24 protein-coding genes are annotated in these 22,185 nt (G+C 40.4%); all 24 read left to right on the top strand.

Translation table 11 applies throughout. The annotated features are described in order from the left end of the window. The first annotated feature begins 97 nt into the window (after positions 1-97). The 24 genes from topA to BFI01S_RS01670 all read left to right on the top strand — a co-directional run bounded on the left by topA (position 98) and on the right by BFI01S_RS01670 (position 22,168). A complete protein-coding gene (topA, locus tag BFI01S_RS01785; protein WP_061791073.1) occupies positions 98-2,173 on the top strand; it encodes a type I DNA topoisomerase in 2,076 nt (691 codons plus the stop codon). A gap of 223 nt (positions 2,174-2,396) precedes the next feature. Beyond that, the gene (gene trmFO, locus BFI01S_RS01780; RefSeq protein ID WP_061791072.1) at positions 2,397-3,704 is read left to right on the top strand and encodes an FADH(2)-oxidizing methylenetetrahydrofolate--tRNA-(uracil(54)-C(5))-methyltransferase TrmFO; all 1,308 of its coding nucleotides are present in this window, start codon (positions 2,397-2,399) and stop codon (positions 3,702-3,704) included. Positions 3,705-3,768: 64 nt separating this feature from the next. Continuing rightward, positions 3,769-4,671, top strand: coding sequence for a tyrosine recombinase XerC (gene xerC, locus BFI01S_RS01775; protein WP_061791071.1), 903 nt, complete (start codon positions 3,769-3,771; stop codon positions 4,669-4,671). A gap of 73 nt (positions 4,672-4,744) precedes the next feature. Further along, positions 4,745-5,287, top strand: coding sequence for an ATP-dependent protease subunit HslV (gene hslV, locus BFI01S_RS01770; RefSeq protein ID WP_035328945.1), 543 nt, complete (start codon positions 4,745-4,747; stop codon positions 5,285-5,287). An 18-nt stretch (positions 5,288-5,305) separates the two neighbouring features. Next, positions 5,306-6,709: an ATP-dependent protease ATPase subunit HslU gene (gene hslU / locus BFI01S_RS01765; protein ID WP_061791070.1), complete on the top strand. Its 1,404-nt coding sequence runs from the start codon at positions 5,306-5,308 to the stop codon at positions 6,707-6,709. Positions 6,710-6,856: 147 nt separating this feature from the next. Further along, positions 6,857-7,636: a GTP-sensing pleiotropic transcriptional regulator CodY gene (gene codY / locus BFI01S_RS01760; RefSeq protein ID WP_035328947.1), complete on the top strand. Its 780-nt coding sequence runs from the start codon at positions 6,857-6,859 to the stop codon at positions 7,634-7,636. 428 nt (positions 7,637-8,064) lie between these two features. Further along, positions 8,065-8,460, top strand: coding sequence for a flagellar basal body rod protein FlgB (gene flgB / locus BFI01S_RS01755; RefSeq protein ID WP_061791069.1), 396 nt, complete (start codon positions 8,065-8,067; stop codon positions 8,458-8,460). Positions 8,461-8,462: 2 nt separating this feature from the next. Next, on the top strand, positions 8,463-8,915 hold the full coding sequence (gene flgC / locus BFI01S_RS01750) for a flagellar basal body rod protein FlgC (RefSeq protein ID WP_061791068.1): 453 nt from the start codon (positions 8,463-8,465) through the stop codon (positions 8,913-8,915). 12 nt (positions 8,916-8,927) lie between these two features. Continuing rightward, positions 8,928-9,233, top strand: coding sequence for a flagellar hook-basal body complex protein FliE (gene fliE, locus BFI01S_RS01745; protein WP_061791067.1), 306 nt, complete (start codon positions 8,928-8,930; stop codon positions 9,231-9,233). A 149-nt stretch (positions 9,234-9,382) separates the two neighbouring features. Further along, positions 9,383-10,996 (top strand): flagellar basal-body MS-ring/collar protein FliF, encoded by a 1,614-nt coding sequence (gene fliF / locus BFI01S_RS01740; protein WP_061791066.1) that lies wholly within the window; start codon positions 9,383-9,385, stop codon positions 10,994-10,996. A gap of 12 nt (positions 10,997-11,008) precedes the next feature. Then, positions 11,009-12,025 (top strand): flagellar motor switch protein FliG, encoded by a 1,017-nt coding sequence (fliG, locus tag BFI01S_RS01735; protein WP_061791065.1) that lies wholly within the window; start codon positions 11,009-11,011, stop codon positions 12,023-12,025. Then, positions 12,009-12,794 carry a flagellar assembly protein FliH gene (gene fliH / locus BFI01S_RS01730; protein ID WP_061791064.1) on the top strand — a complete coding sequence of 262 codons (786 nt, stop codon included), beginning with the start codon at positions 12,009-12,011 and terminating at the stop codon, positions 12,792-12,794. Before fliG ends, fliH begins: the two co-directional genes overlap by 17 nt. After that, positions 12,791-14,107, top strand: coding sequence for a flagellar protein export ATPase FliI (gene fliI, locus BFI01S_RS01725; RefSeq protein ID WP_061791063.1), 1,317 nt, complete (start codon positions 12,791-12,793; stop codon positions 14,105-14,107). Before fliH ends, fliI begins: the two co-directional genes overlap by 4 nt. Before the next feature lie 3 nt (positions 14,108-14,110). Then, on the top strand, positions 14,111-14,554 hold the full coding sequence (gene fliJ, locus BFI01S_RS01720; RefSeq protein WP_061791062.1) for a flagellar export protein FliJ: 444 nt from the start codon (positions 14,111-14,113) through the stop codon (positions 14,552-14,554). Between the two features lie 8 nt (positions 14,555-14,562). Then, entirely contained in the window at positions 14,563-15,177 is a 615-nt protein-coding gene (locus BFI01S_RS01715) for a MotE family protein (RefSeq protein WP_061791061.1), read from the top strand. Positions 15,178-15,204: 27 nt separating this feature from the next. After that, positions 15,205-16,449 (top strand): flagellar hook-length control protein FliK, encoded by a 1,245-nt coding sequence (locus tag BFI01S_RS01710; protein WP_061791060.1) that lies wholly within the window; start codon positions 15,205-15,207, stop codon positions 16,447-16,449. A gap of 12 nt (positions 16,450-16,461) precedes the next feature. Then, positions 16,462-17,100 carry a flagellar hook assembly protein FlgD gene (gene flgD / locus BFI01S_RS01705; RefSeq protein WP_061791059.1) on the top strand — a complete coding sequence of 213 codons (639 nt, stop codon included), beginning with the start codon at positions 16,462-16,464 and terminating at the stop codon, positions 17,098-17,100. A gap of 18 nt (positions 17,101-17,118) precedes the next feature. Beyond that, positions 17,119-17,505 carry a TIGR02530 family flagellar biosynthesis protein gene (locus tag BFI01S_RS01700; RefSeq protein WP_061791058.1) on the top strand — a complete coding sequence of 129 codons (387 nt, stop codon included), beginning with the start codon at positions 17,119-17,121 and terminating at the stop codon, positions 17,503-17,505. Positions 17,506-17,588: 83 nt separating this feature from the next. Further along, positions 17,589-18,770 (top strand): flagellar hook protein FlgE, encoded by a 1,182-nt coding sequence (locus BFI01S_RS01695; RefSeq protein ID WP_061791057.1) that lies wholly within the window; start codon positions 17,589-17,591, stop codon positions 18,768-18,770. Positions 18,771-18,823: 53 nt separating this feature from the next. Continuing rightward, the gene (locus BFI01S_RS01690; protein ID WP_061791056.1) at positions 18,824-19,048 is read left to right on the top strand and encodes a flagellar FlbD family protein; all 225 of its coding nucleotides are present in this window, start codon (positions 18,824-18,826) and stop codon (positions 19,046-19,048) included. Beyond that, positions 19,035-19,463, top strand: coding sequence for a flagellar basal body-associated protein FliL (gene fliL, locus BFI01S_RS01685; RefSeq protein WP_048009017.1), 429 nt, complete (start codon positions 19,035-19,037; stop codon positions 19,461-19,463). Before BFI01S_RS01690 ends, fliL begins: the two co-directional genes overlap by 14 nt. A 40-nt stretch (positions 19,464-19,503) precedes the next feature. After that, complete coding sequence (gene fliM, locus BFI01S_RS01680; RefSeq protein ID WP_061791055.1) at positions 19,504-20,502, top strand: flagellar motor switch protein FliM; 999 nt, start codon at positions 19,504-19,506, stop codon at positions 20,500-20,502. Continuing rightward, complete coding sequence (gene fliY, locus BFI01S_RS01675) at positions 20,492-21,787, top strand: flagellar motor switch phosphatase FliY (protein WP_061791054.1); 1,296 nt, start codon at positions 20,492-20,494, stop codon at positions 21,785-21,787. Before fliM ends, fliY begins: the two co-directional genes overlap by 11 nt. An 18-nt stretch (positions 21,788-21,805) precedes the next feature. After that, a complete protein-coding gene (locus BFI01S_RS01670; RefSeq protein ID WP_035328984.1) occupies positions 21,806-22,168 on the top strand; it encodes a response regulator in 363 nt (120 codons plus the stop codon). The last annotated feature ends 17 nt before the right edge of the window (positions 22,169-22,185 follow it).

Here is a 22,185-nt window from a genome sequence, read left to right as displayed (position 1 = left end):
ATAAGAAATACAGGCAAGTTTAGCAGGTGAAAAATACCGCATTTCAAAAAGATTTTTGCCTGGATGTTTTAAAATTCCCTCTCAAGGAGGACTATTGATGTCAGAGTTTCTTGTTATCGTTGAGTCACCTGCAAAGGCAAAAACGATTGAGCGTTATTTAGGAAAAAAATATAAAGTTAAAGCTTCCATGGGACATGTCAGGGATCTTCCCAAAAGCCAAATGGGCATAGATGTGGAAAATAATTTTGAACCCAAATACATAACTATTCGCGGAAAGGGCCCTGTTTTAAAGGAGCTAAAGACAGCGGCCAAAAAAGCTAAGAAAATTTATCTCGCAGCTGACCCCGACAGGGAAGGGGAAGCTATTGCCTGGCATTTGGCACATAGCCTGGATATGGATATCAAGTCGGATTGCCGTGTTGTTTTTAATGAAATTACGAAGGATGCCATTAAAGAATCCTTCAAGCATCCAAGGCCAATCAACATGGATCTTGTTGATGCACAACAGGCAAGAAGGATGCTGGACAGACTGGTCGGCTATAATATCAGCCCCTTACTATGGAAGAAAGTGAAAAAAGGATTAAGTGCGGGGAGAGTACAGTCTGTTGCAGTCCGGTTGATCATCGACCGCGAAAAGGAAATTAAAGACTTTATACCTGAAGAGTACTGGTCCATTGACGGAGAGTTCCTTAAAGGAAAAACAGCCTTCGATGCATCATTTTACGGATTTAAGAATGAAAAAGTGGAATTGAAGTCGGAAAGCGAAGTTCAAAATATTTTAAGTAAAATGAAGGGCAATAAATTCAAGGTGGAATCGGTTACCAAGAAGGAAAGAAAGCGGAATCCTGCAGCCCCTTTTACTACGTCATCCCTTCAGCAGGAAGCTGCAAGAAAATTAAATTTCCGTGCCAAGAAAACAATGATGCTTGCACAGCAGCTTTATGAAGGAATTGAACTGGGCAAGGAAGGAACCGTCGGTTTAATTACTTATATGAGAACCGACTCAACACGCATATCCGAAATTGCGCAAAGTGAAGCTGCAGACTATATTCAAAACTCCTACGGGAAAGAGTTCCTGCAGGGTGAAAAGAAAAAAGAAAAGAAAAACAGCAATGCCCAGGATGCCCATGAGGCCATCCGCCCGACAAGCACATTAAGGTCGCCTGCAAGTTTAAAAGAATACTTGTCGCGTGATCAGCTTAGATTATACAGGCTTATCTGGGAACGCTTTGTTGCGAGCCAAATGGCACCAGCGGTTATGGACACCATGAGTGTCGATCTGAAAAATGGTGAAGTGATCTTCAGGGCAACAGGCTCTAAAGTGAAATTTCCAGGATTCATGAAAGTGTATGTCGAAGGCACTGATGATCAGTCGGAGGAAAAAGATAATATGCTCCCTGATCTGAAGCAAGGGGATGAAGTCCTTAAAAAAGACATCGAACCTAAACAGCACTTCACACAGCCTCCTCCAAGGTATACTGAGGCAAGGCTGGTGAAAACACTTGAAGAACAGGGCATTGGGCGGCCATCCACTTTCGCTCCGACTCTTGATACAATTCAAAAACGGGGTTATGTTGCTCTGGACAATAAACGTTTTATTCCGACCGAACTGGGTGAAATCGTTCTTGAATTAATCATGGAATTCTTCCCTGAAATCCTTGATATAGAGTTTACCGCTAAGATGGAAAAAGACCTTGACTATGTTGAAGAGGGCAAAGTCAACTGGGTACAGATCATAGATGATTTCTATATAGATTTTGAAAAGAATCTTAAAATAGCGGAAAAGGAAATGCAGGAAGTAGAAATTAAGGATGAACCTGCCGGTGAGGATTGTGAACAATGCGGTAATCCTATGGTGTTCAAGATGGGACGCTATGGCAAGTTCATGGCTTGCAGCAATTTCCCTGACTGCCGCAATACCAAACCGATTGTCAAGGACATCGGTGTGAAATGTCCAAAGTGCAAAGAAGGAAATATAATTGAAAGAAAAAGCAAAAAACGCCGGATCTTCTACGGTTGTGACAAGTTCCCTGAATGTGACTTTATATCTTGGGATAAGCCGCTGCCGAGAAGCTGCCCAAAATGCGATAACCTTCTAGTTGAGAAAAAACTCAAAAAAGGTGTTCAGGTTCAGTGTGTTGAATGCGACTATAAGGAAGAAAAGCAAAGTTAAGGGTGAGCTTAAATGCTCACTCTTTTCTATTGATGAATCAGGATCCAAAAAAGTTCCAGCCCGGCTTTTTTCAGAGGAATTAGTACATGAAACTTTTTTATTTTTAAATCGTACTGTAAAATGGCAAAATGAATAAGAACAGGGTAAAGTAAGAGAGACTGTTCTTAAAAATATAAATTATTCATGACATCGTCATCATAAGTTATATATGGAGGTTCAATTTATGAAAGATACAGCAGTGAATGTAATTGGCGCAGGTTTGGCTGGCAGTGAGGCGGCTTGGCAGCTTGCCAGCAGGGGAATAAAGGTAAAGCTCTATGAAATGAGGCCGGTAAGACAGACTCCTGCTCATCACACCGATAAATTTGCAGAACTTGTCTGCAGCAACTCCCTGCGTGCAAATACTTTAACAAATGCAGTTGGAGTATTAAAAGAAGAAATGAGGAAGCTGAATTCGGTTATTATCCATTCAGCTGACAGCAGTGCAGTACCAGCTGGCGGAGCCTTGGCAGTTGACCGGCATGATTTTGCAGCCCGTGTAACTGAACAAGTCAAAAACCATCCGAATGTAACGGTCATTAACGAAGAGGTGACAGATATTCCGGAAGGGCCAACTGTTATCGCTACTGGACCGCTCACAAGTGAAGCTTTATCCGCAAAATTAAAAGAGCTTTCCGGTGAAGATTATTTATATTTCTATGATGCGGCTGCTCCAATTATCGAAAAAGATTCAATCGATATGAATAAAGTTTATTTGAAATCACGTTATGATAAGGGAGAAGCGGCATATCTGAATTGTCCAATGACTGAAGAAGAATTTGACCGTTTTTACGAGGCTCTTACCTCCGCGGAAACAGTTCCATTAAAGGAATTTGAAAAGGAAATCTTTTTCGAGGGCTGCATGCCAATAGAAGTGATGGCAAACAGGGGGAAGAAAACTATGCTTTTCGGCCCGATGAAGCCTGTAGGTTTAGAAGATCCTAAGACAGGCAAAAGGCCATATGCAGTTGTCCAGCTTCGCCAGGATGATGCTGCAGGAACCCTTTATAATATTGTAGGTTTTCAGACACATTTGAAATGGGGTCCTCAAAAAGAAGTAATCCGTTTGATTCCTGGTCTTGAAAATGCTGAGATAGTAAGATATGGTGTTATGCACCGGAATACATTCATCAATTCTCCAAAAGTCCTTCGTGCAACATATCAGTTCAAGAATAGGGATGATTTATTCTTTGCAGGTCAAATGACCGGAGTTGAAGGGTATGTCGAATCTGCAGCCAGCGGACTTGTGGCAGGCATCAATGCTGCAAGGCTCATTATGGGTGAAGATCCAATTGAGTTTCCTCATGAGACAGCGATTGGAAGCATGGCGCGTTATATTACTACAGCAAACCCGAAGAGTTTCCAGCCTATGAATGCTAATTTTGGTTTATTCCCTGAACTTCCTGAAAAAATCAGAGGGAAAAAAGAAAGAAATGAAAAACATGCAGAAAGAGCATTGGGAACAATTCAGAACTTTATGAAAAATTTGTAAATTATGTTGCGTTGGGCTGCTGAGTTGTGATACTATTTAGTAGCCCATGCGAGGTGAACATTTAATGTCTGAAAATGTGAACGTTTCTTTAAAATTGTTTATTGAATATTTACAAATCGAGAAAAATTATTCACAATATACTATTGAACATTACCAGCATGATATTAGTGAGTTCTTTATGTTCATGTCTGAACAAGCCATTTCAGATTTAACAAAGGTCGAGTATCAGGATGTCAGGATATTTCTAACTGATCTTTTCGAAAGAAAGATGTCACGCAAGTCTGTTGCCAGAAAAATATCAAGCCTAAGGAGCTTTTTTAAATTTTTGCTGAGAGAAGAGATAGTCGCTGAGAATCCTTTCGCACTTGTTTCCATTCCGAAAGCACAGAAGAAGCTGCCGGAATTTTTCTATGAAGAGGAAATGAAACAGCTTTTTGATGCTTGTGAATCAAGCACTCCTCTTGGACAAAGAAATAAAGCCCTTCTTGAATTATTATATGCAACCGGCATCCGCGTAAGTGAGTGCAGTCAAATCCGCTTAAAAGACCTGGATATGCATTTATCAACGGTTCTTGTACGAGGAAAGGGCAGCAAAGAACGGTATGTCCCTTTCGGAAGCTTCGCCCAGGACGCAATTGACACATACATAAACCATGGACGCAAAGAATTGCTTGCAAATGGGAACGTGCAGGAAAGTTTGTTTCTGAATGCCCGGGGCGGTCCTCTTACAGCAAGGGGAATCAGGACTATTCTTAATCGGATCATAGAGAAATCATCCTTAACAGGCACAATCCACCCCCATATGCTTCGCCATACATTTGCGACGCATTTAATGGCTAATGGGGCTGACATGAGAACAGTTCAGGAATTGCTTGGACACGCATTTCTATCTTCAACCCAGGTATATACACATGTTACGAATGAATACTTGAAAAAAACTTATATGGCCCATCATCCGCGGGCGTAGCGGAAATAAAGCCATTAACGAATAGTCTGCAGAAAAAAATCAAAGGCAATATGCTCCAAAGGAGGAGTCTTTCATGTCCGAATTTCATGCAACCACAATATTTGCTGTGCATCATAATGGAGAATGTGCCATGTCCGGCGACGGCCAGGTTACCTTTGGAAATGCAGTTGTAATGAAACACACTGCAAGAAAAGTCAGAAAGCTATTCAACGGGAAGGTGCTTGCTGGATTTGCAGGCTCAGTAGCAGATGCATTTACGTTATTCGAAATGTTTGAAGGAAAGCTTGAAGAGTATAATGGAAACCTTGAGAGAGCAGCTGTAGAGCTTGCAAAAGAATGGAGAAGCGATAAGGTTTTGCGCAAGCTTGAAGCAATGCTTATCGTAATGAATACGGATAGTCTGCTGCTCATCTCCGGTACAGGTGAAGTTATTGAGCCGGATGATGGAATTCTGGCTATTGGATCAGGGGGCAATTATGCTCTTGCAGCCGGACGTTCTTTAAAAAGATTTGCAGGCGAACATTTGTCAGCCAAAGAAATTGCCAAGGCCTCACTTGAAATGGCGGCCGAAATATGTGTATATACAAACCACAACATTATTGTGGAAGAACTCTAATAAAAGGAGTGCTGTTGCATGGGTAAAGGAACTAGTTTAACTCCGCGCCAAATTGTTGAGCGCTTGGATCAATATATCATCGGTCAAAAGGATGCAAAAAAAGCAGTTGCTGTTGCTCTTAGAAATCGCTATCGCCGCAGCTTGCTGGAAGAAAAATTGCGGGAAGAAGTAAATCCTAAAAATATATTGATGATCGGTCCAACTGGAGTTGGAAAAACTGAAATTGCGCGCAGAATGGCTAAATTAGTCGGTGCACCATTTGTTAAAGTGGAGGCAACCAAATTCACTGAAGTGGGATATGTGGGCAGAGATGTTGAATCCATGGTCAGAGATCTTGTGGAAACATCTGTCCGTCTGGTAAAAGAAGAGAAGATGGCGAGTGTAAAGGAAAGAGCAGAAGAAAGTGCCAACCACCGCATACTTGAACTCCTTGTACCTGGTGCCAAAAAGGCTGCTAATTATAAAAATCCACTTGAGATGCTATTTGGCGGAGGTAATGATCAGCAGCAGGATACGTATCAGACAGAAGATTTAAACCTCCAGGAAAAGCGCAAGATTGTAAAAGAAAAGCTTGCACTTGGCGAATTGGAAAATGAAGTTATTACGGTTGAAGTGGAAGAGCAGCAGCCTTCCATGTTTGACATGCTGCAGGGCTCGGGGATGGAGCAAATGGGCATGAATATGCAGGATGCCCTCAGCAGCCTTATGCCAAAGAAAAGGAAAAAAAGAAAACTGACTGTAAGGGAAGCCAGAAAGATCCTGACAAATGAAGAAGCCCAAAAGCTGATTGATATGGATGAAGTCAGCCAAGAGGCTGTATTCCGTGCTGAACAGTCAGGAATAATATTTATTGATGAAATTGATAAAATTGCCAGCAAAAACAGCGGCGGTTCATCAGCTGATGTCTCAAGGGAAGGGGTTCAAAGAGATATTTTGCCGGTGGTGGAAGGTTCAACAGTAGTAACTAAATACGGATCTGTAAAAACGGACCATGTCTTGTTTATTGCTGCAGGTGCTTTCCATATGGCAAAGCCATCTGACCTTATTCCTGAATTACAGGGGCGTTTTCCGATCCGTGTGGAGCTCACTAAGCTAACTGTTGAAGATTTCTACAAAATACTTGTGGAGCCCGATAATGCATTAATAAAACAATATGAAGCATTATTGGTAACTGAAGGTATACAAATTGAATTTTCTGACGATGCTATTCGTAGGATTGCTCAATTTGCTTTCGAAGTTAACCAAAATACAGATAATATCGGTGCAAGGCGTCTTCATACCATCATGGAAAAACTGCTCGAAGATTTATCTTTTGAAGCACCGGACATCACCATGGAAAAAATCACAATTACCCCTCAGTATGTTGAGGAGAAACTCGGAGCCATTTCCCGCAATAAGGATTTAAGCCAGTTTATTCTGTGACCTTATAGTTTAAAGATCAAGGTCAAAGGGTAACGGAAAGGGAATCCTGAAAAAAGTCAAATTACGTATGATTCAAACAGAAGCAATAAGATATTTAATTTTTACAAAATATATGTTTATGGGTTGCAGCAAATAGGAGGAAATACAATGGATTTATTAACAAAAACAAGAAAAATTAATGCAATGCTTCAAAGAGCAGCCGGCAAGCCGGTTAACTTCAAAGAAATGTCAGAAACACTTAGTGATGTAATCGAAGCAAATATCTTCGTAGTAAGCCGCAGAGGCAAACTGCTTGGATTTGCAGTAAACCAGCAAATCGAAAATGAGCGAATGAAGCAAATGCTTGAAGATCGTCAATTCCCTGAAGAATATACGAAAAATTTATTTAACATCCAGGAAACTTCATCGAATCTGGATATGGAAAGCGAATATACTGCATTCCCAGTAGAAAACAAGGACCTTTTTGCAAGTGGTTTGACTACTATTGTTCCCATCATCGGCGGCGGTGAGCGTCTAGGCACACTAATCCTTGCGAGATTGCAGGAACAGTTCCATGATGATGATTTAATTCTTGCTGAATATGGTGCTACTGTAGTTGGCATGGAAATTCTGCGTGAGAAAGCGGAAGAAATTGAAGAAGAAGCGCGCAGCAAAGCTGTTGTACAAATGGCAATCAGTTCTCTTTCTTACAGCGAGCTTGAAGCGATCGAACATATCTTCGAAGAGCTTAACGGCAACGAAGGACTTCTTGTTGCATCAAAAATTGCTGATCGTGTAGGCATTACCCGTTCTGTAATCGTAAATGCCCTAAGAAAGCTCGAAAGTGCAGGAGTTATTGAGTCCCGTTCTTTAGGTATGAAGGGTACTTATATCAAAGTCCTGAATGACAAGTTCCTGGTTGAATTGGAAAAACTTAAATCAAACTAATAAAATCCGTAAAACCCGTCCATTAATGGCGGGTTTTTTTTTGTTACAAATTTGTTACGTCATAATTGGTAAATTTATGTATTTTAAACATTTTTTATAAGTTCATTAGTCATAGATTACATAATTTTCAAGTGTGATATTCAATTATATAGTTCAAAAGAACTACAAAGGGGGTGTTAGGAAAAATCAGAATGTATAAAGATTAAAGCAGTTCTGGTAATTATTACAAAATAACTTGTGCAACTTTCAGCATATTTAAAAGATTTGTCGAAAATAGGTCAAAAGAATCATTAAAAATAACCTTATGTACATAGACATATTATTTCATATTCATTACAATAATGTTTATGATGACATATTTTGTCCATTATCACCAAATTTCTACAATAATTTCCATGTAAAAATAGTTTTTATACGAGGTGTTATGATTGAAGCTGTTTTCCGGCACTATATCAACATTAGAACAAGCACTGAATTATTCTTCGCTTAAACAAAAAGTAATATCACAAAATATTGCAAATGCTGATACTCCAAACTATAAAGCAAAAGATGCAAGCTTTAAAGCTGCGTTCAAGAGCGCTTTAAATGATTCAATGGAAGCAAACAAAAGTGATTACAGACATTACGATTTTAAAAATGGTTCATCCTCAGGTCAAAGTATAGTGACAAAACCTGATACTTCTTACAATCATAATGGCAATAGCGTTGATTTAGATAAGGAAATGGCGGATCTGGCTACAAATCAGATTTACTATAATGCGGTTATTGAACGGGTAAGCGGTAAGTTTTCCAGTCTGCAGAATGTATTGCGGGGAGGCAAATAGTAATGTCTATGTTTCATAGCATGAATAACACAGCATCGGCACTAACTGCCCAAAGGCTCCGTATGGATGTGATTTCTTCAAATATGGCTAATGCTGACTCAACAAGAAGTGTAAATGGAGATGGACCCTATAGGAGAAAGTCGGTTGTTTTGGAGCCGAAAGAAGGGCAATTTTCATCTTTCTTAAATATGGCAATGAGCAGAACCGGGGGAAGCACAGCTGGGAACGGTGTAAAGGTGTCAAGAATAGAAGAAGATCGTGAAACACCATTTAAAATGGTTTATGATCCAACCCATGTCGATGCAAATGAAAATGGTTACGTTGAAATGCCAAATGTGGACCCTTTAAGAGAAATGGCAGATCTTATTAGTGCAACAAGATCCTATGAAGCTAATGTAACGGTTTTTAATGCCTCTAAAGGCATGATGATGAAAGCTTTGGAAATCGGCAAATAAGGAGAACCTTAAATGAATAACGTAACTTTTATGCCAGTGAATGCTATAAAGCCTGCTGAAAATCAAAAGACTCATACATATACATCATTCGATGCTCAGCAAAGCTTTTCGTCGGTCTTAAAGCAATCAATTGAAAAAATAAACAATGCACAGCTTCAGTCAGATGCTATGACTGAAAAACTTGCCAGGGGAGAAAATATTGATCTTCACCAGGTGATGATTACATCTCAAAAAGCGAGCATTACAATGCAGGCTGCACTAGAAATTAGAAATAAAGTAATTGAAGCTTATCAGGAAGCTATGAGAATGCAGGTTTAATTTTACAGCTGTTCCATTGAAAAACTTAGAAAATTGAAAGAATCCGCTGATTGGTGGGGTTTTTTCAATTTTTTAATGAAAGAAAATGATTAAAGCTAAAAACTAGTTATGGCGGTTATTAGCTAAGACAGAATAACCGGAGGATTGTGATGAAAGAGACGCTACAGAGATATATAGGCAAATTGAAAGAATACTGGGGAAGCAGGTCAAAAAAACAAAAGACAATTATGATTAGTGCTGCTGCAATATGTATAATGCTGATTGCAGCTGCTGCTTTCCTTAGTACCAGGACCAATCTCGTTCCTTTATACAGCAACCTGACGCCTTCTGAAACTGGAACGATAAAAGAAAGTCTCGATACTAGAGGGATTGTATCTGAAATAGCAGATGGCGGAACAACAATTAAAGTACCTGAAGAATCAGTAGATACCCTGAAAGTAGAACTGGCAGCAGAAGGAATTCCGAAATCAGGAAGCATTGATTATTCATTTTTCAGCCAAAATGCCGGCATTGGCATGACTGAAAACGAGTTCAATGTTCTGAAGCTGGAAGCCATGCAGACTGAGCTTGCGAATTTGATGAAAGGGATCGACGGAGTCAACGATGCCAAGGTAATGATTAACCTCCCAGCGAAAGGTATCTTTGTAAATGATCCTTCAGAGGAAGCCTCTGCTTCTATTGTTCTTAACACAAAACCAGGACACCAATTTGAAGAATCACAAATTCAGGCGCTTTATCACCTGGCTGCGAAAAGTGTACCTAATCTTCCCACTGATAATATCGTCATTACCAATCAGTTTTTTGAGTATTTTGATTTAAAAAATAAAGAAAATTCTTCATCTGAAAGCACCTTTGCGGCACAGCATGAAATCAAAAAAGAGATAGAACGGGATGTGCAGCGCCAGGTGCAGAATATGCTGGGCACTTTAATGGGACAGAATAAGGTGGTGGTATCTGTAACCGCCGATATTGATTTTACCCAGGAAAACAGGGAAGAAAACCTGGTTACGCCTGTTGATGAAGAAAATATGGAAGGTATAGCTATCAGTGCTCAAAAGATTACGGAAACGTTTACTGGAAACGGTGGTGCTGCAGGCGGATTTACTCCGGCTGGCGGCAACGATGAACCTGCCGGCACTGATGCTGCTACTTATCAGGAAAATGGAAATTCCAACGGGGATTATGAACGAATAGAAGAGACTATTAATAATGAAGTTAATAAAATCCGCAAAGAGATTGTTGAAAGCCCATATAAAGTCAGGGATTTAGGCATCCAGGTAATGGTGGAACCACCGACAGCGGATGACCCTGCATCACTTCCGCAGGAGAGAATCAACGATATTACACAAATCCTCGGAACGATAGTCCGTACAACCATTAATAAAGACGCTGCTGGAGAAGAGGAATTAACAGACGAAGCGATTCAGGATAAAATTGTTGTCTCGGTACAGCCTTTCAACGGTAAAGTTGAGTTTCCTAATGAGACAAGCACCAAGCTGCCTTGGTGGATTTATGCAATTGGTGGCCTTCTGCTATTAATTATTGCTATATTAATCTTCCTATTTGTGAGGGCGAGAAAGAAGAAAAAACAGGAAGAAGATGATGAGATAGATGTACAGGATGTTGAGACATTCAATCTTCCTGACGTTAATGAAGAGCATGAGACAGAAAGTACAATGAAACGCAAGCAGCTTGAAAAAATGGCAAAGGAAAAGCCTGAAGACTTTGCAAAGCTTCTTCGTACATGGATCGCTGAAGATTAAGGAGGGTGAAAGATGCCAAAAAAAGATCAGAAAGCATTAACAGGTAAGCAAAAAGCGGCTATTCTTCTTATTTCCCTTGGTCCTGATGTTGCATCCTCTGTTTATAAACATTTAAGCGAGGAAGAGATTGAAAAGTTGACCCTGGAAATCTCGGGTGTTCGGAAAGTTGATTCTTATGTTAAAGAAGAAATCCTTGAAGAATTCCATCAGATTGCCCTGGCACAGGATTATATTACCCAGGGCGGGATTGGATATGCAAAAACAGTTCTGGAAAAAGCATTAGGTACAGAGCAGGCTTCAGCAATTATTAACAGATTAACGTCTTCTCTGCAGGTAAGGCCATTTGATTTCGCCAGAAAAGCGGATCCGGCACAAATACTGAATTTTATTCAGAATGAACATCCGCAGACCATTTCATTAATATTGTCCTATCTTGATCCGGCTCAGGCAGGGCAGATTCTATCAGAATTGCCTCAGGAGATGCAGGCGGATATCGCCAGAAGAATTGCCGTTATGGACAGCACCTCTCCTGAGATTATAAATGAAGTTGAACAGATCCTGGAGCGAAAACTATCTTCAACAGTAACTCAGGATTATACCCAGACCGGGGGCATCGAGTCTGTTGTCGATGTGCTTAATGGAGTTGACCGTGCGACCGAAAGAACCATTTTGGATGCGCTGGAGATTCAGGATCCGGAGCTTGCTGAAGAAATTAAGAAGAGAATGTTTGTTTTTGAAGACATCGTTACTCTTGATAGCCGCGCTATACAGCGTGTTATCCGGGATTGTGAAAGTGAAGACCTTATGCTTTCACTCAAGGTATCCAGTGATGAAGTTAAAGGAATTGTCTTTAAAAATATGTCATCCAGAATGGTTGAAACCTTTAAGGATGAAATGGAATACATGGGTCCTGTGAGATTAAGAGATGTTGAAGAAGCCCAATCAAGAATAGTTGGCATTATAAGAAGATTGGAAGAATCAGGGGAGATCATCGTCGCTCGCGGCGGAGGAGATGATATTATTGTCTAGGCTAATAAAATCATACTCTCCCGCAGTGCCGAAAGAAGAAAAGAAGGTCATTTCGATCAGACTGCTGCAAAGCAATTCAAACCACATTGAAGAGGCAGTAGAGCAGAGTGCGGCAAGACCCCATGAAGAGCTTCAAGCCATGCTGAAAAGTGCCCGTGAGGAAGCTGAGAGGATTGTAAACTCTGCAAGAATAGATTCAGAAAATTTGGCCCGGCAAATGGAAGAGCAGCGAGGGGCGCTTGAACAGGAAAAACAAAAAGTTCTTGAGGAATCCCGATCACAAGGATTTGCTGCGGGAGCAGATGAAGGCAGGCAAAGCGCTCTCAGGGAATACAGTGAACTGATTCATATGGCAAGAGAGGTTGTACACTCAGCAAAACATGATTATCAGCTGCACATCGAATCATCAGAACGGACCATTCTGAATCTCGGATTAAAGGTTGCAGGGAAAATACTCGGCGAAGTTCTTGAACAGAATAGTGACCATTTCCTTTCTATTGTAAAAAGGGCTTTAAAGGAAGCGAGAGAATATACTGAGATTCAGCTTCATGTGCACCCAATGCACTATGATTTGCTGCTATCCCATAAGGAAGATCTAATCCGGGTATTTCCTAAAGAGACAGATTTATATATTTATCCAGATGATGAACTAAGCAATACAAGCTGCATAATTGAATCAGCAAACGGACGAATTGAAGCCAGTGTTGACAGCCAGCTTGAAGAAATAAAAATAAAACTCTTTGAAATGCTGGAGAGTGAACCAAATTGAAACTTGAACAGCTGATCAGCGAGATTGAAAAAGTAGATAGCTTTAAGCGTTTTGGCAGGGTAAAAAGAGTAGTGGGTCTGATGATTGAGTCCCAAGGCCCGGAAAGTTCAATTGGGGATGTATGCATTATTCATATCGGCAAAGGGCGCATAAGAAAGATCCAGGCGGAAGTAGTCGGATTTAAGAATGAGAATGTGATTCTTATGCCTTATACAGATGTACAGGATATTTCACCAGGCTCTCTTGTCGAGACAACTGCGAGACCTCTTGAGGTGAAGATAGGTCCAGCTCTAATTGGCCAGGCGATAGACTCACTGGGACAGCCTCTCGATGGGTCAATTCTGCCAAAAGGGCTGACGCCTGTCCTAACGGAACAAACTCCTCCTAATCCGCTGAAAAGGCCACCGATCTCTGAACCTATTGAAGTAGGTGTAAGGATGATCGACAGCCTGCTCACTGTAGGAAACGGACAGCGGGTCGGGATTTTTGCAGGAAGCGGAGTTGGAAAAAGCACTCTTCTTGGAATGATAGCCCGCAATACTAATGCAGATTTAAATGTGATTGCCCTTATTGGCGAGAGGGGCAGGGAAGTTAGGGAGTTTATTGAGAGGGACTTAGGCCCGGAGGGGTTAAAAAGATCCATCGTGGTTGTCGCTACGTCTGACCAGCCGGCACTCATGAGAATTAAAGGGGCATACACAGCCACAGCAATTGCTGAATATTTCAGAGACAAAGGCTTAAATGTCATGTTAATGATGGATTCGGTAACACGGGTGGCAATGGCGCAGCGGGAAGTTGGCCTTGCAGTCGGTGAACCGCCAACAACAAAAGGGTATACGCCATCTGTTTTTGCCGTATTGCCTAAGCTGCTTGAAAGAACAGGAACAAACGAATATGGCTCTATAACGGCATTTTATACCGTATTGGTGGACGGCGACGATATGAATGAACCAATCGCGGATACAGTCAGGGGAATACTGGATGGACACTTTGTCCTGGACCGGTCATTAGCGAATAAGGGGCAATATCCCGCTATAAATGTCCTGAAAAGTGTAAGCAGGGTAATGAACCATATTGCAGATGCTTCTCATATTAAGTCAGCAGAAAAATTAAGAGAAATGCTGAGCACATATATCAATGCAGAGGATCTAATAAATATAGGAGCCTATAAACGCGGGTCATCTATGGAAATAGACGAAGCCATACGATTGTATCCTTCGATAATCTCTTTTTTGAAACAAGAAACGAATGAAAAAATTTCTATCTTGGAAAGCATTGGCCAATTAAAGGGATTAGCTGGAAAAGGAGAATAAAAAATGCAGTACCAATTTAAATTCAATAAAATCCTGAAGATTAAAGAAAGAGAAAAAGATCAGGCGTTTGATGTATACAATCAGGCTGTAAAACGATTCGAAGAAACTGCAAAGAAACTGTACGATCTGCTGAAAAAGAAAGAAGATCTGGAAGAATATCAGCTATCAAGACTGACTGAAGGACTTCCTGTTCAGGAAATCAGGCATCACCAGCATTTTGTGAGCAGCCTTGAGAAAACAATTGACCACTATCAAAAGATGGTGGCAAATGCAAGAAACCAAATGAATTTCCAGCAGGAAAAACTGATGGAAAAAAATATAGAAGTAAAAAAATATGAAAAAATGCAGGAAAAAGATTTAGCAGGCTTTTTGGAAAGTATGAAGCAAGCAGAAGGAAGGCAAATGGATGATATCTCGATTCAGCTGTATATGAATCGGGGAAATTAGGTGGTTAAATGGAAAGAATGTCAGAAGAACAAGAGAAACCAAAAACAAGCAGGTTTCAGTGGTTTATATATGCTTTCTTAATCCCGATCCTGTTCGGAATAACTGTAGCTCTGCTGGTTTTTACAATTACCGGAAATAACATTTTTGAAACAGCTAAAGAATTTAGCCGGAAAGTGCCATTTATAGCTTCGGTTTTTGATGATACAAATTCCCGTTCACAGGAAGTGATGGAGGAGCAGCTTATCGGACTGCAGGCAGAAGTTAAAGATCGTGAAGCAAGGATATCTCAGCTGGAAAGCGAGCTTGACAGCAAAGAGCTGGAAATAGAAAGAGCAGGGCTGGAAAAGCAGAGGCTAGAAGAAGAAATCAGCGAACTTACGGCTATAAAGGAAGAGAACAAGCGCGCATTTAAAGATATCGTAAAGACTTATGAAAACATTTCTGCTAAAAAAGCAGCACCCATTTTAACGGAGATGAAGGATGAAGAAGCAGTAAAAATACTATCAAATGTTAATTCTGATACGCTGGCTGCCATCATGGAAAAGATGAATCCGGAAGATGCTGCACGGTATACAGCGCTCCTGACTGCTGCCAAAGAAAAAGGCGGCGTATCGGATAACTAGTAACCAGTCTTGAGAGGAGGTGTAAATATGCAAATAGGAGGATTAGGATTCATTCAATCAAAATATTCATCCGATGATAAATTATCTCTGCAAGATACAGGCAGCAGTGGTTTTGGAAGTCTTTTCTCCGCTTTAACTGGAAGCTCCAAAGTGCAAGGAGAAAACTTATCTTCTGCAGCAGATGAGAATAAGAACGAACAGTTAAAGGAAATAATTGAATTTCTTAAAGTGAGTGAGGTCACTGAATTAGAAAACGGAAGCGAGCTGTTAAAGAAGATTTCGTTTCAAAATGAAACTGACATCATTGATATCATTTCAAAGCAGCTGGATCTTTCACAGGAAGAATTGGTGCAGATGCTTGAGGGTTTTATTGAACAGGTACTGCCGGAAGTAAAACTTAAGGGTGTATATTCTAAAGAAGATATAGATCCAGAAAACAAAATCCGTTTATTAATTTCAGCAATCTCCAATTTTGATCAAACAGAAGGCATCAGCTTGCAGGGGAAAGATTTTAGCGGGGCATTAAAAGTTCTGAAATTATATGAATTGCTGTCTGCGAAACAGGACTTTCACACTAGTAAACTAAACCTGAAAGATTTCCTGAATAATGTTCAAGTGAAAATTGAGAGTTTGATAAAAAATAGAGAGGGTATTTTACAGAAGATTTTTACCCCGCTTGCAGCCGAATTAAACTCTATAAAACAACAAAATAATACTGCTTATGAATCTGCTGGTCAGACTGCCGCTAAAACCATACACAGAGCAGAAACTGGTTTACAGGGATTTATTCAGGTTCAATCCTTTTCAAAACCTGAACAGATGGCTCTCCTGAATCCTCAGGGAAAGACAGTAAGTGCAGACCAGCTTATGCAGCAATTTGAAAACATTTTATCCAGGAGCAGTTTCCTCAAAACGGGAGGGACACAAAAGTTATTTATCAAGCTGAATCCTGACCATCTTGGAGCGCTGCGCATAGAGCTTATTCAAAAGGACTCTGCGATGCTTGCAAGGATACTTACTTCCACTGGAGCAGCTAAAGAAATTCTGGATTCACATATTAACGGATTGAAGCAGGCCTTTAGTTCACAAAACATCCAGATCGAGAGAATAGAAATCTCTCAGCAAATGACACAGCAGGATCGGTCCTTCAACAAAGATCACCAGCAGCAGGAACAGAGGCAGCAGCAGAACAAGGATGATCAAAATAATCCGCAGCCTGAGAGAGAATTTAACAGCTCTTTTGAAGAAGCACTTCTTAATACAGAAGCATAGGAGTGATAGTAATTGGCAAACACAATAGATTCTTCCCTGATGCTATCAAACTACCAAAGCCAATCCCGAAAAACCGGCTCAGATATATTAGGCAAAGATGATTTCCTGAAGATTCTAATGACACAGCTGCAAAACCAGGATCCTATGAATCCGATGCAGGACAAGGACTTCATTGCGCAAATGGCAACCTTCTCGTCTTTGGAGCAGATGACCAATATGAATAAGACAATGGAGAAGTTTGTTCAAGCCAATGAGCAAAATCAATTAATTTCATACAATCAATTTGTTGGGAAAAATGTTACATGGCATAAATTGATAGAATCAGATGACCCGGCTAATCCGCCAACTATTGAAGAGGGGAATGGCAAAGTAGCTTCTATTCAGTTTAAAGACAGCAGTGTACTCTTTATTTTAGAAGATGGAACCAAGCTGGAACCAGCAAATATATCACAGGTTAAAGAAGCATCCAAAGATAGTCATGTACAGCAGGCCAGTATGATGATTGGCAAAAAGGTTACTTTTCTGGATGCTGATAAAAAGGAAGTTTCTTCTCTAATCAAGTCAGTTTCTTTTAGAGATGGCAAGACACTTTTCCAATTGGAAGATGGCAAAATGAGCATAACAGCGTCTCAAATTATCGGTGTTGAATAAATAAAGGAGCGTGATTGGATGGATAAGTTGATGTTTCGTCCGATCCATAGCCAGAATGTAGTCACCAAACAGGCTAACCCTGTTCATTTAACCAACAAGGTGCAAAATGGTTTTTCAAAACATTTGCAGACTGCCCTGGAAAATAACAGCAAACTAATTGTCAGTAAACATGCAGAACAGCGGATGAATCAAAGAGGCATAGAAATCACAAGTGACCGCTGGCATCAAATTGAAAATAAAATGCATGAAGCAAAAAAGCTGGGTGTAAATGAATCCCTTGTATTACTGAAGGATGCTGCACTTGTTGTAAGCGCCAAAAACAATACAGTAATAACTGCTATGGATCGACAAGAAGCAGGTACTCAAATTTTCACCAACATTAATGGAACTATTATTCTTGATTAAATTAACAAGGCTGGACCTTTATTAAGGAAGCCTGGGCTGCGGAATGACAGAAGCTGCCAATAAAGAGAGGAGCAATTCAAGATATGCTACGTTCGATGTACTCAGGAATAAGCGGAATGAAAAACTTTCAAACGAAGCTTGATGTCATTGGAAATAATATTGCGAATGTAAACACATTCGGCTACAAAAAGGGACGTGTAACTTTTAAAGATACGATGAACCAGACAATTTCTGGAGCAAGTGCCGCCCAGGATAATCGCGGTGGTAAGAATCCGATGCAGGTAGGGCTGGGGTCAACGATTGCTACAATTGATACGATTCATACGGGTTCAAGTTTGCAGACCACTGGGCGTTCGTTAGACCTTGGGATTGATGGTGATGGATATTTTGTAGTTAAACAGGGTGATGCGCAATTTTATACAAGGGCAGGGAATTTTTATCTTGATGATAGAGGAACACTTGTAAATGGAGATGGGTTAAAAGTACAAGCTTATAATCAAAACAATCAATTAGGTGATGTAGTAGTAGATGTAAATGCTGTATTAGCAGCCAAGCCTACAAAAAATATTGATATTATAGGAAATTTAACAAACACACAATCTGGATTTGTTGTAACACAGCAAGTTAAAGTGATTGATAATGATGGAAAAGCTCATTCAATTAATATTCATTTAAAGAAAACTAGTACGGCTAATCAGTGGGATGTATATGTAAATACAAGTCATCCAGATGATCCATCATCACCAACCAGGACAACTAGTTTTACTGGAAGCACTAACCCTGGTACTTTTGATCTGGATCTGGATGGTGACGGAACTAATGATTTAACAGGATTAACACTAAATGTTACTCAATTAACTCAATCAAACAATGCATCAAATGCTGTTATTGATCCGGATGGATATGCAGAAGGAAAACTTGAAAGCTTTAATATAGGTGCCATGGGAGAAATTAATGGGGTCTATTCGAATGGCGAAATTAATGTTCTCGGTCAATTAGCTTTGGCTGAATTCAGCAATACTTCAGGTTTAACCAAAGCAGGGAATAACTTATTTCAAGAGTCAATCAATTCAGGTACAGCAAACATAAATGTTGCAGGAGAAGGACGAGGAACTATTGCTGCTGGCTCCCTGGAAATGTCCAACGTAGACCTATCAGAAGAATTCACTGAAATGATTACAGCCCAGCGCGGTTTCCAGGCAAACACCCGAATCATTACAACATCAGATGAAATCCTGCAGGAGCTTGTTAATTTAAAACGTTAATCTAAAGGAGGGTCAGGGCTGAAGATACACGATCTTTAGCCCTGAAAAAAACATTGATTATAGTATCTCGCCTGAACGGCAAAACTTTTGTATTGAATGCTTTGTACATAGAAACAGTAGAGTCTTTTCCAGATACGACAATTACACTCACTAATGGAAAGAAGTATGTTGTAAAGGAATCTGAAGACCGAGTCATGCAACTGATATTAGGATTCTATCAATCTGTTAATCTACTGGGGCAGCAGCTGTCGGAGGGAAATGAAAATGAAGAACAATAAGCTGTTAATGATAATGTTAATGATGCTTGTAGCAATCACGCTTATAGGAGCTATTGCCCTTGTGCTTGTAATGAAGTTTTCGGGTGATAATGAAACAAAAGAGCCGACCATTGATGAAGTGCTGGAGGCCTCTGTGGATATTCCGCAAGTTACAGCCAATTTAGCGAGTGATGATTATATCAGGATTTCTTTTAAAATCCAGACTGAAAACAAAAAAGCAAAAGAGGAATTGCAAAAAAGAGATTTTCAGGTTAAAAATCTCATCATTCAGGAATTGTCTGAAATGAAAGCAGAGGATATACAGGGGAAAGAAGGTCAAATTAAGCTGCAGGAAGATTTGAAAACCAAGATAAACGGTTTAATGCAAGAAGGAAAGATCGTTCAGGTGTACATAACTGAATCTCTCCTCCAGTGATAACCAAATAATTAACTGCAATAGATGGAGGTGAGGATTCATGTCAGGTGAGGTTTTATCGCAAAGCGAGATTGATGCCCTGCTTTCGGCTCTCTCTACCGGAGAAATGGATGCAGATGAACTGAAAAAGGAACAAACTGAGAAAAAAGTAAAAGTTTATGATTTTAAGAGAGCTTTAAGATTTTCTAAAGATCAAATACGAAGTTTAACTAGAATTCATGAGAATTTTGCCCGGCTTCTAACCACTTTTTTTTCTGCCCAGCTGAGGACCTATGTCCAGATTTCGGTTGCTTCTGCAGACCAGATACCATATGAAGAATTTATCAGGTCCATCCCGAAAATGACAATACTGAATGTAATTGAAGTGCCCCCTCTGGATGGAAGAATTCTTATGGAAGTGAATCCAAACGTCGCCTATGCCATGATGGACAGGCTGATGGGCGGCCGAGGGACAAGCATCAATAAAGTTGATAATTTAACAGAAATTGAAACAAAAATCATGTCAGCTACATTTGAAAGGGCATTTGAAAACTTAAGGGAAGCCTGGAGTACAATCGCTGACATTGATCCGATATTGTCTGATTTTGAGGTGAATCCGCAATTTCTGCAGATGGTCTCGCCAAATGAAACAGTCGTCGTCATCTCACTAAATACGACCATTGGGGAAACGAGCGGAATGATTAATATATGTATACCTCACGTCGTTCTCGAGCCCATTATTCCTAAGCTGTCTGTACATTATTGGATGCAGACGGACAAAAAGGAAAGGGAGCCGGAGGTCATTGCCAGGCTTGAACGAAACATTCAGAAAGCGGAAGTTCCGGTCATATGTGAACTCGGCAGTTCTGACATAGCCATTCAGGAATTCTTATCACTTGATATTGGAGATGTCATTGAGTTAAACCAGGGAATTGATAGGCCGCTTACTATTAAAGTCGGCAATATCCCTAAATTCATTGGACAGCCCGGAAAATTGAACAAAAAAATGGCTGTGCAAATCTTAGACACTGTGAAAGGGGGAGATGAGGATGATGAGTGATGATATGCTTTCGCAAGATGAAATTGATGCTCTATTAAGGGGAGCAGCTGACGACAGCGACGAAACAGAAAGTTATAATGAGGCATTTTTTCAAACTGAGGATTATTTGTCCCCTATGGAACAGGATGCTTTAGGTGAAATCGGCAATATCTCTTTCGGAAGTTCTGCAACAGCATTGTCTACGTTATTGAATCAAAAAGTTGATATCACAACTCCGGCTGTTTCAGTTGTTTTGCGCAAGAAATTAGCTGATGAATTCCCGCATCCTTATGTAGCAATTCAGGTGAATTATACGGAAGGTTTCTTCGGAAGCAACCTGCTGGTAATACAGCAATCGGATGCTGCCATCATTGCTGACTTAATGCTTGGGGGAGATGGAACCAGCCCTGCTGAACTAATGGGGGAAATTCAGTTAAGCGCTGTTCAGGAGGCAATGAACCAGATGATGGGTTCTGCAGCCACTTCAATGTCAACCATCTTTGGAAAAAAGGTTGATATTTCACCGCCGGCAATCGACATTCTTGATTTGCCCCAGGGAGAAGGTGCCGACAGAGTTCCAGCTGATGACATGCTTGTAAGGATTTCGTTCCGACTGAAAATTGGCAGTCTGATCGACTCGAATATTATGCAGCTGCTTCCTCTGGAATTTGGCAAAAGCCTTGTAAATGAATTATTAAATCCGGGTCAGGATCTTCCAGAAAATAGCGCTGTCTCTGAAGAGAAGCCAGCGGCGCAAGCACAGCCTGATTATCAGGAAAGCCAGCTTTCATTTGATAAAAAACCAGAAGTTAACACTTCCGGTTATGACCAGCAGTATGCTCAAACAAATTATCCAGAGACTCCGGCTTATTCACAGCCGGTTATGAATCAGGGTTCAAACCCTCAAAGCTATACACCTGCACAAAACCATGCCCAGCATTCCGGACCGCAGCATTTCGGAGGCTCTTATGCAAATGGAGTGCAGCCGAATGTACAGCCGGCAGCTTTTTCGAGCTTTGAACCATACCATATGCAAGAGACTGAAACAAAAAATTTAGATATGCTTTTGGATATACCGCTTCAGGTAACGGTTGAGCTGGGAAGGACCAAACGTTCCGTTAAGGAAATTCTTGAATTGTCTTCAGGATCAATTATTGAACTGGATAAACTGGCCGGTGAACCTGTTGACATTCTGGTGAATAACCGGTTAATTGCCCAGGGTGAAGTGGTTGTCATTGATGAGAACTTTGGTGTGAGGGTTACAGATATTATCAGCCAGAGTGACCGTATAAAAAAATTAAGATAATAAGCGGGGGATATAAGAATGGCACATAAAATTTTAATAGTTGATGATGCAGCTTTTATGAGAATGATGATAAAAGATATTTTATCCAAGAATGGCTATGACGTTGTAGGTGAAGCTGCTGACGGTGCGCAGGCTGTTGAAAAATATAAGGAAACACAGCCCGACCTTGTCACAATGGATATCACCATGCCGGAAATGGATGGAATTACAGCTCTGAAAGAAATCAAAAAATTAAATCCAAGTGCAAAAGTCATTATGTGTTCTGCAATGGGCCAGCAGGCGATGGTTATTGATGCCATTCAAGCTGGCGCGAAGGATTTTATCGTAAAACCGTTCCAGGCTGATAGAGTACTTGAAGCAATCGGCAAAACTTTGGGCTAGTGATTATTCTTTTTAGA

This window comes from Cytobacillus firmus NBRC 15306 (assembly GCF_001591465.1).
In the GTDB taxonomy this organism is placed as follows: Bacteria; Bacillota; Bacilli; order Bacillales; family Cytobacillaceae; genus Cytobacillus; species Cytobacillus firmus.
The sequence above is the reverse complement of the archived record's forward strand: the minus strand, read 5'-3'. Positions and strand labels throughout refer to the sequence as shown.

Excerpts from the sequence above, each read along its gene's own strand:
- fliF (WP_061791066.1), top strand. The coding sequence starts at position 9,383 with ATGAAAGAGACGCTACAGAGATATATAGGCAAATTGAAAGAATACTGG.
- hslU (WP_061791070.1), top strand. The coding sequence starts at position 5,306 with ATGGGTAAAGGAACTAGTTTAACTCCGCGCCAAATTGTTGAGCGCTTG.
- fliL (WP_048009017.1), top strand. The coding sequence starts at position 19,035 with ATGAAGAACAATAAGCTGTTAATGATAATGTTAATGATGCTTGTAGCA.
- xerC (WP_061791071.1), top strand. The coding sequence starts at position 3,769 with ATGTCTGAAAATGTGAACGTTTCTTTAAAATTGTTTATTGAATATTTA.
- fliY (WP_061791054.1), top strand. The coding sequence starts at position 20,492 with ATGATGAGTGATGATATGCTTTCGCAAGATGAAATTGATGCTCTATTA.
- BFI01S_RS01700 (WP_061791058.1), top strand. The coding sequence starts at position 17,119 with ATGGATAAGTTGATGTTTCGTCCGATCCATAGCCAGAATGTAGTCACC.
- fliJ (WP_061791062.1), top strand. The coding sequence starts at position 14,111 with ATGCAGTACCAATTTAAATTCAATAAAATCCTGAAGATTAAAGAAAGA.
- fliM (WP_061791055.1), top strand. The coding sequence starts at position 19,504 with ATGTCAGGTGAGGTTTTATCGCAAAGCGAGATTGATGCCCTGCTTTCG.
- hslV (WP_035328945.1), top strand. The coding sequence starts at position 4,745 with ATGTCCGAATTTCATGCAACCACAATATTTGCTGTGCATCATAATGGA.
- codY (WP_035328947.1), top strand. The coding sequence starts at position 6,857 with ATGGATTTATTAACAAAAACAAGAAAAATTAATGCAATGCTTCAAAGA.
- fliE (WP_061791067.1), top strand. The coding sequence starts at position 8,928 with ATGAATAACGTAACTTTTATGCCAGTGAATGCTATAAAGCCTGCTGAA.
- fliG (WP_061791065.1), top strand. The coding sequence starts at position 11,009 with ATGCCAAAAAAAGATCAGAAAGCATTAACAGGTAAGCAAAAAGCGGCT.
- BFI01S_RS01710 (WP_061791060.1), top strand. The coding sequence starts at position 15,205 with ATGCAAATAGGAGGATTAGGATTCATTCAATCAAAATATTCATCCGAT.
- topA (WP_061791073.1), top strand. The coding sequence starts at position 98 with ATGTCAGAGTTTCTTGTTATCGTTGAGTCACCTGCAAAGGCAAAAACG.
- fliH (WP_061791064.1), top strand. The coding sequence starts at position 12,009 with ATGATATTATTGTCTAGGCTAATAAAATCATACTCTCCCGCAGTGCCG.
- BFI01S_RS01715 (WP_061791061.1), top strand. The coding sequence starts at position 14,563 with ATGGAAAGAATGTCAGAAGAACAAGAGAAACCAAAAACAAGCAGGTTT.
- BFI01S_RS01695 (WP_061791057.1), top strand. The coding sequence starts at position 17,589 with ATGCTACGTTCGATGTACTCAGGAATAAGCGGAATGAAAAACTTTCAA.
- trmFO (WP_061791072.1), top strand. The coding sequence starts at position 2,397 with ATGAAAGATACAGCAGTGAATGTAATTGGCGCAGGTTTGGCTGGCAGT.
- BFI01S_RS01670 (WP_035328984.1), top strand. The coding sequence starts at position 21,806 with ATGGCACATAAAATTTTAATAGTTGATGATGCAGCTTTTATGAGAATG.
- flgC (WP_061791068.1), top strand. The coding sequence starts at position 8,463 with ATGTCTATGTTTCATAGCATGAATAACACAGCATCGGCACTAACTGCC.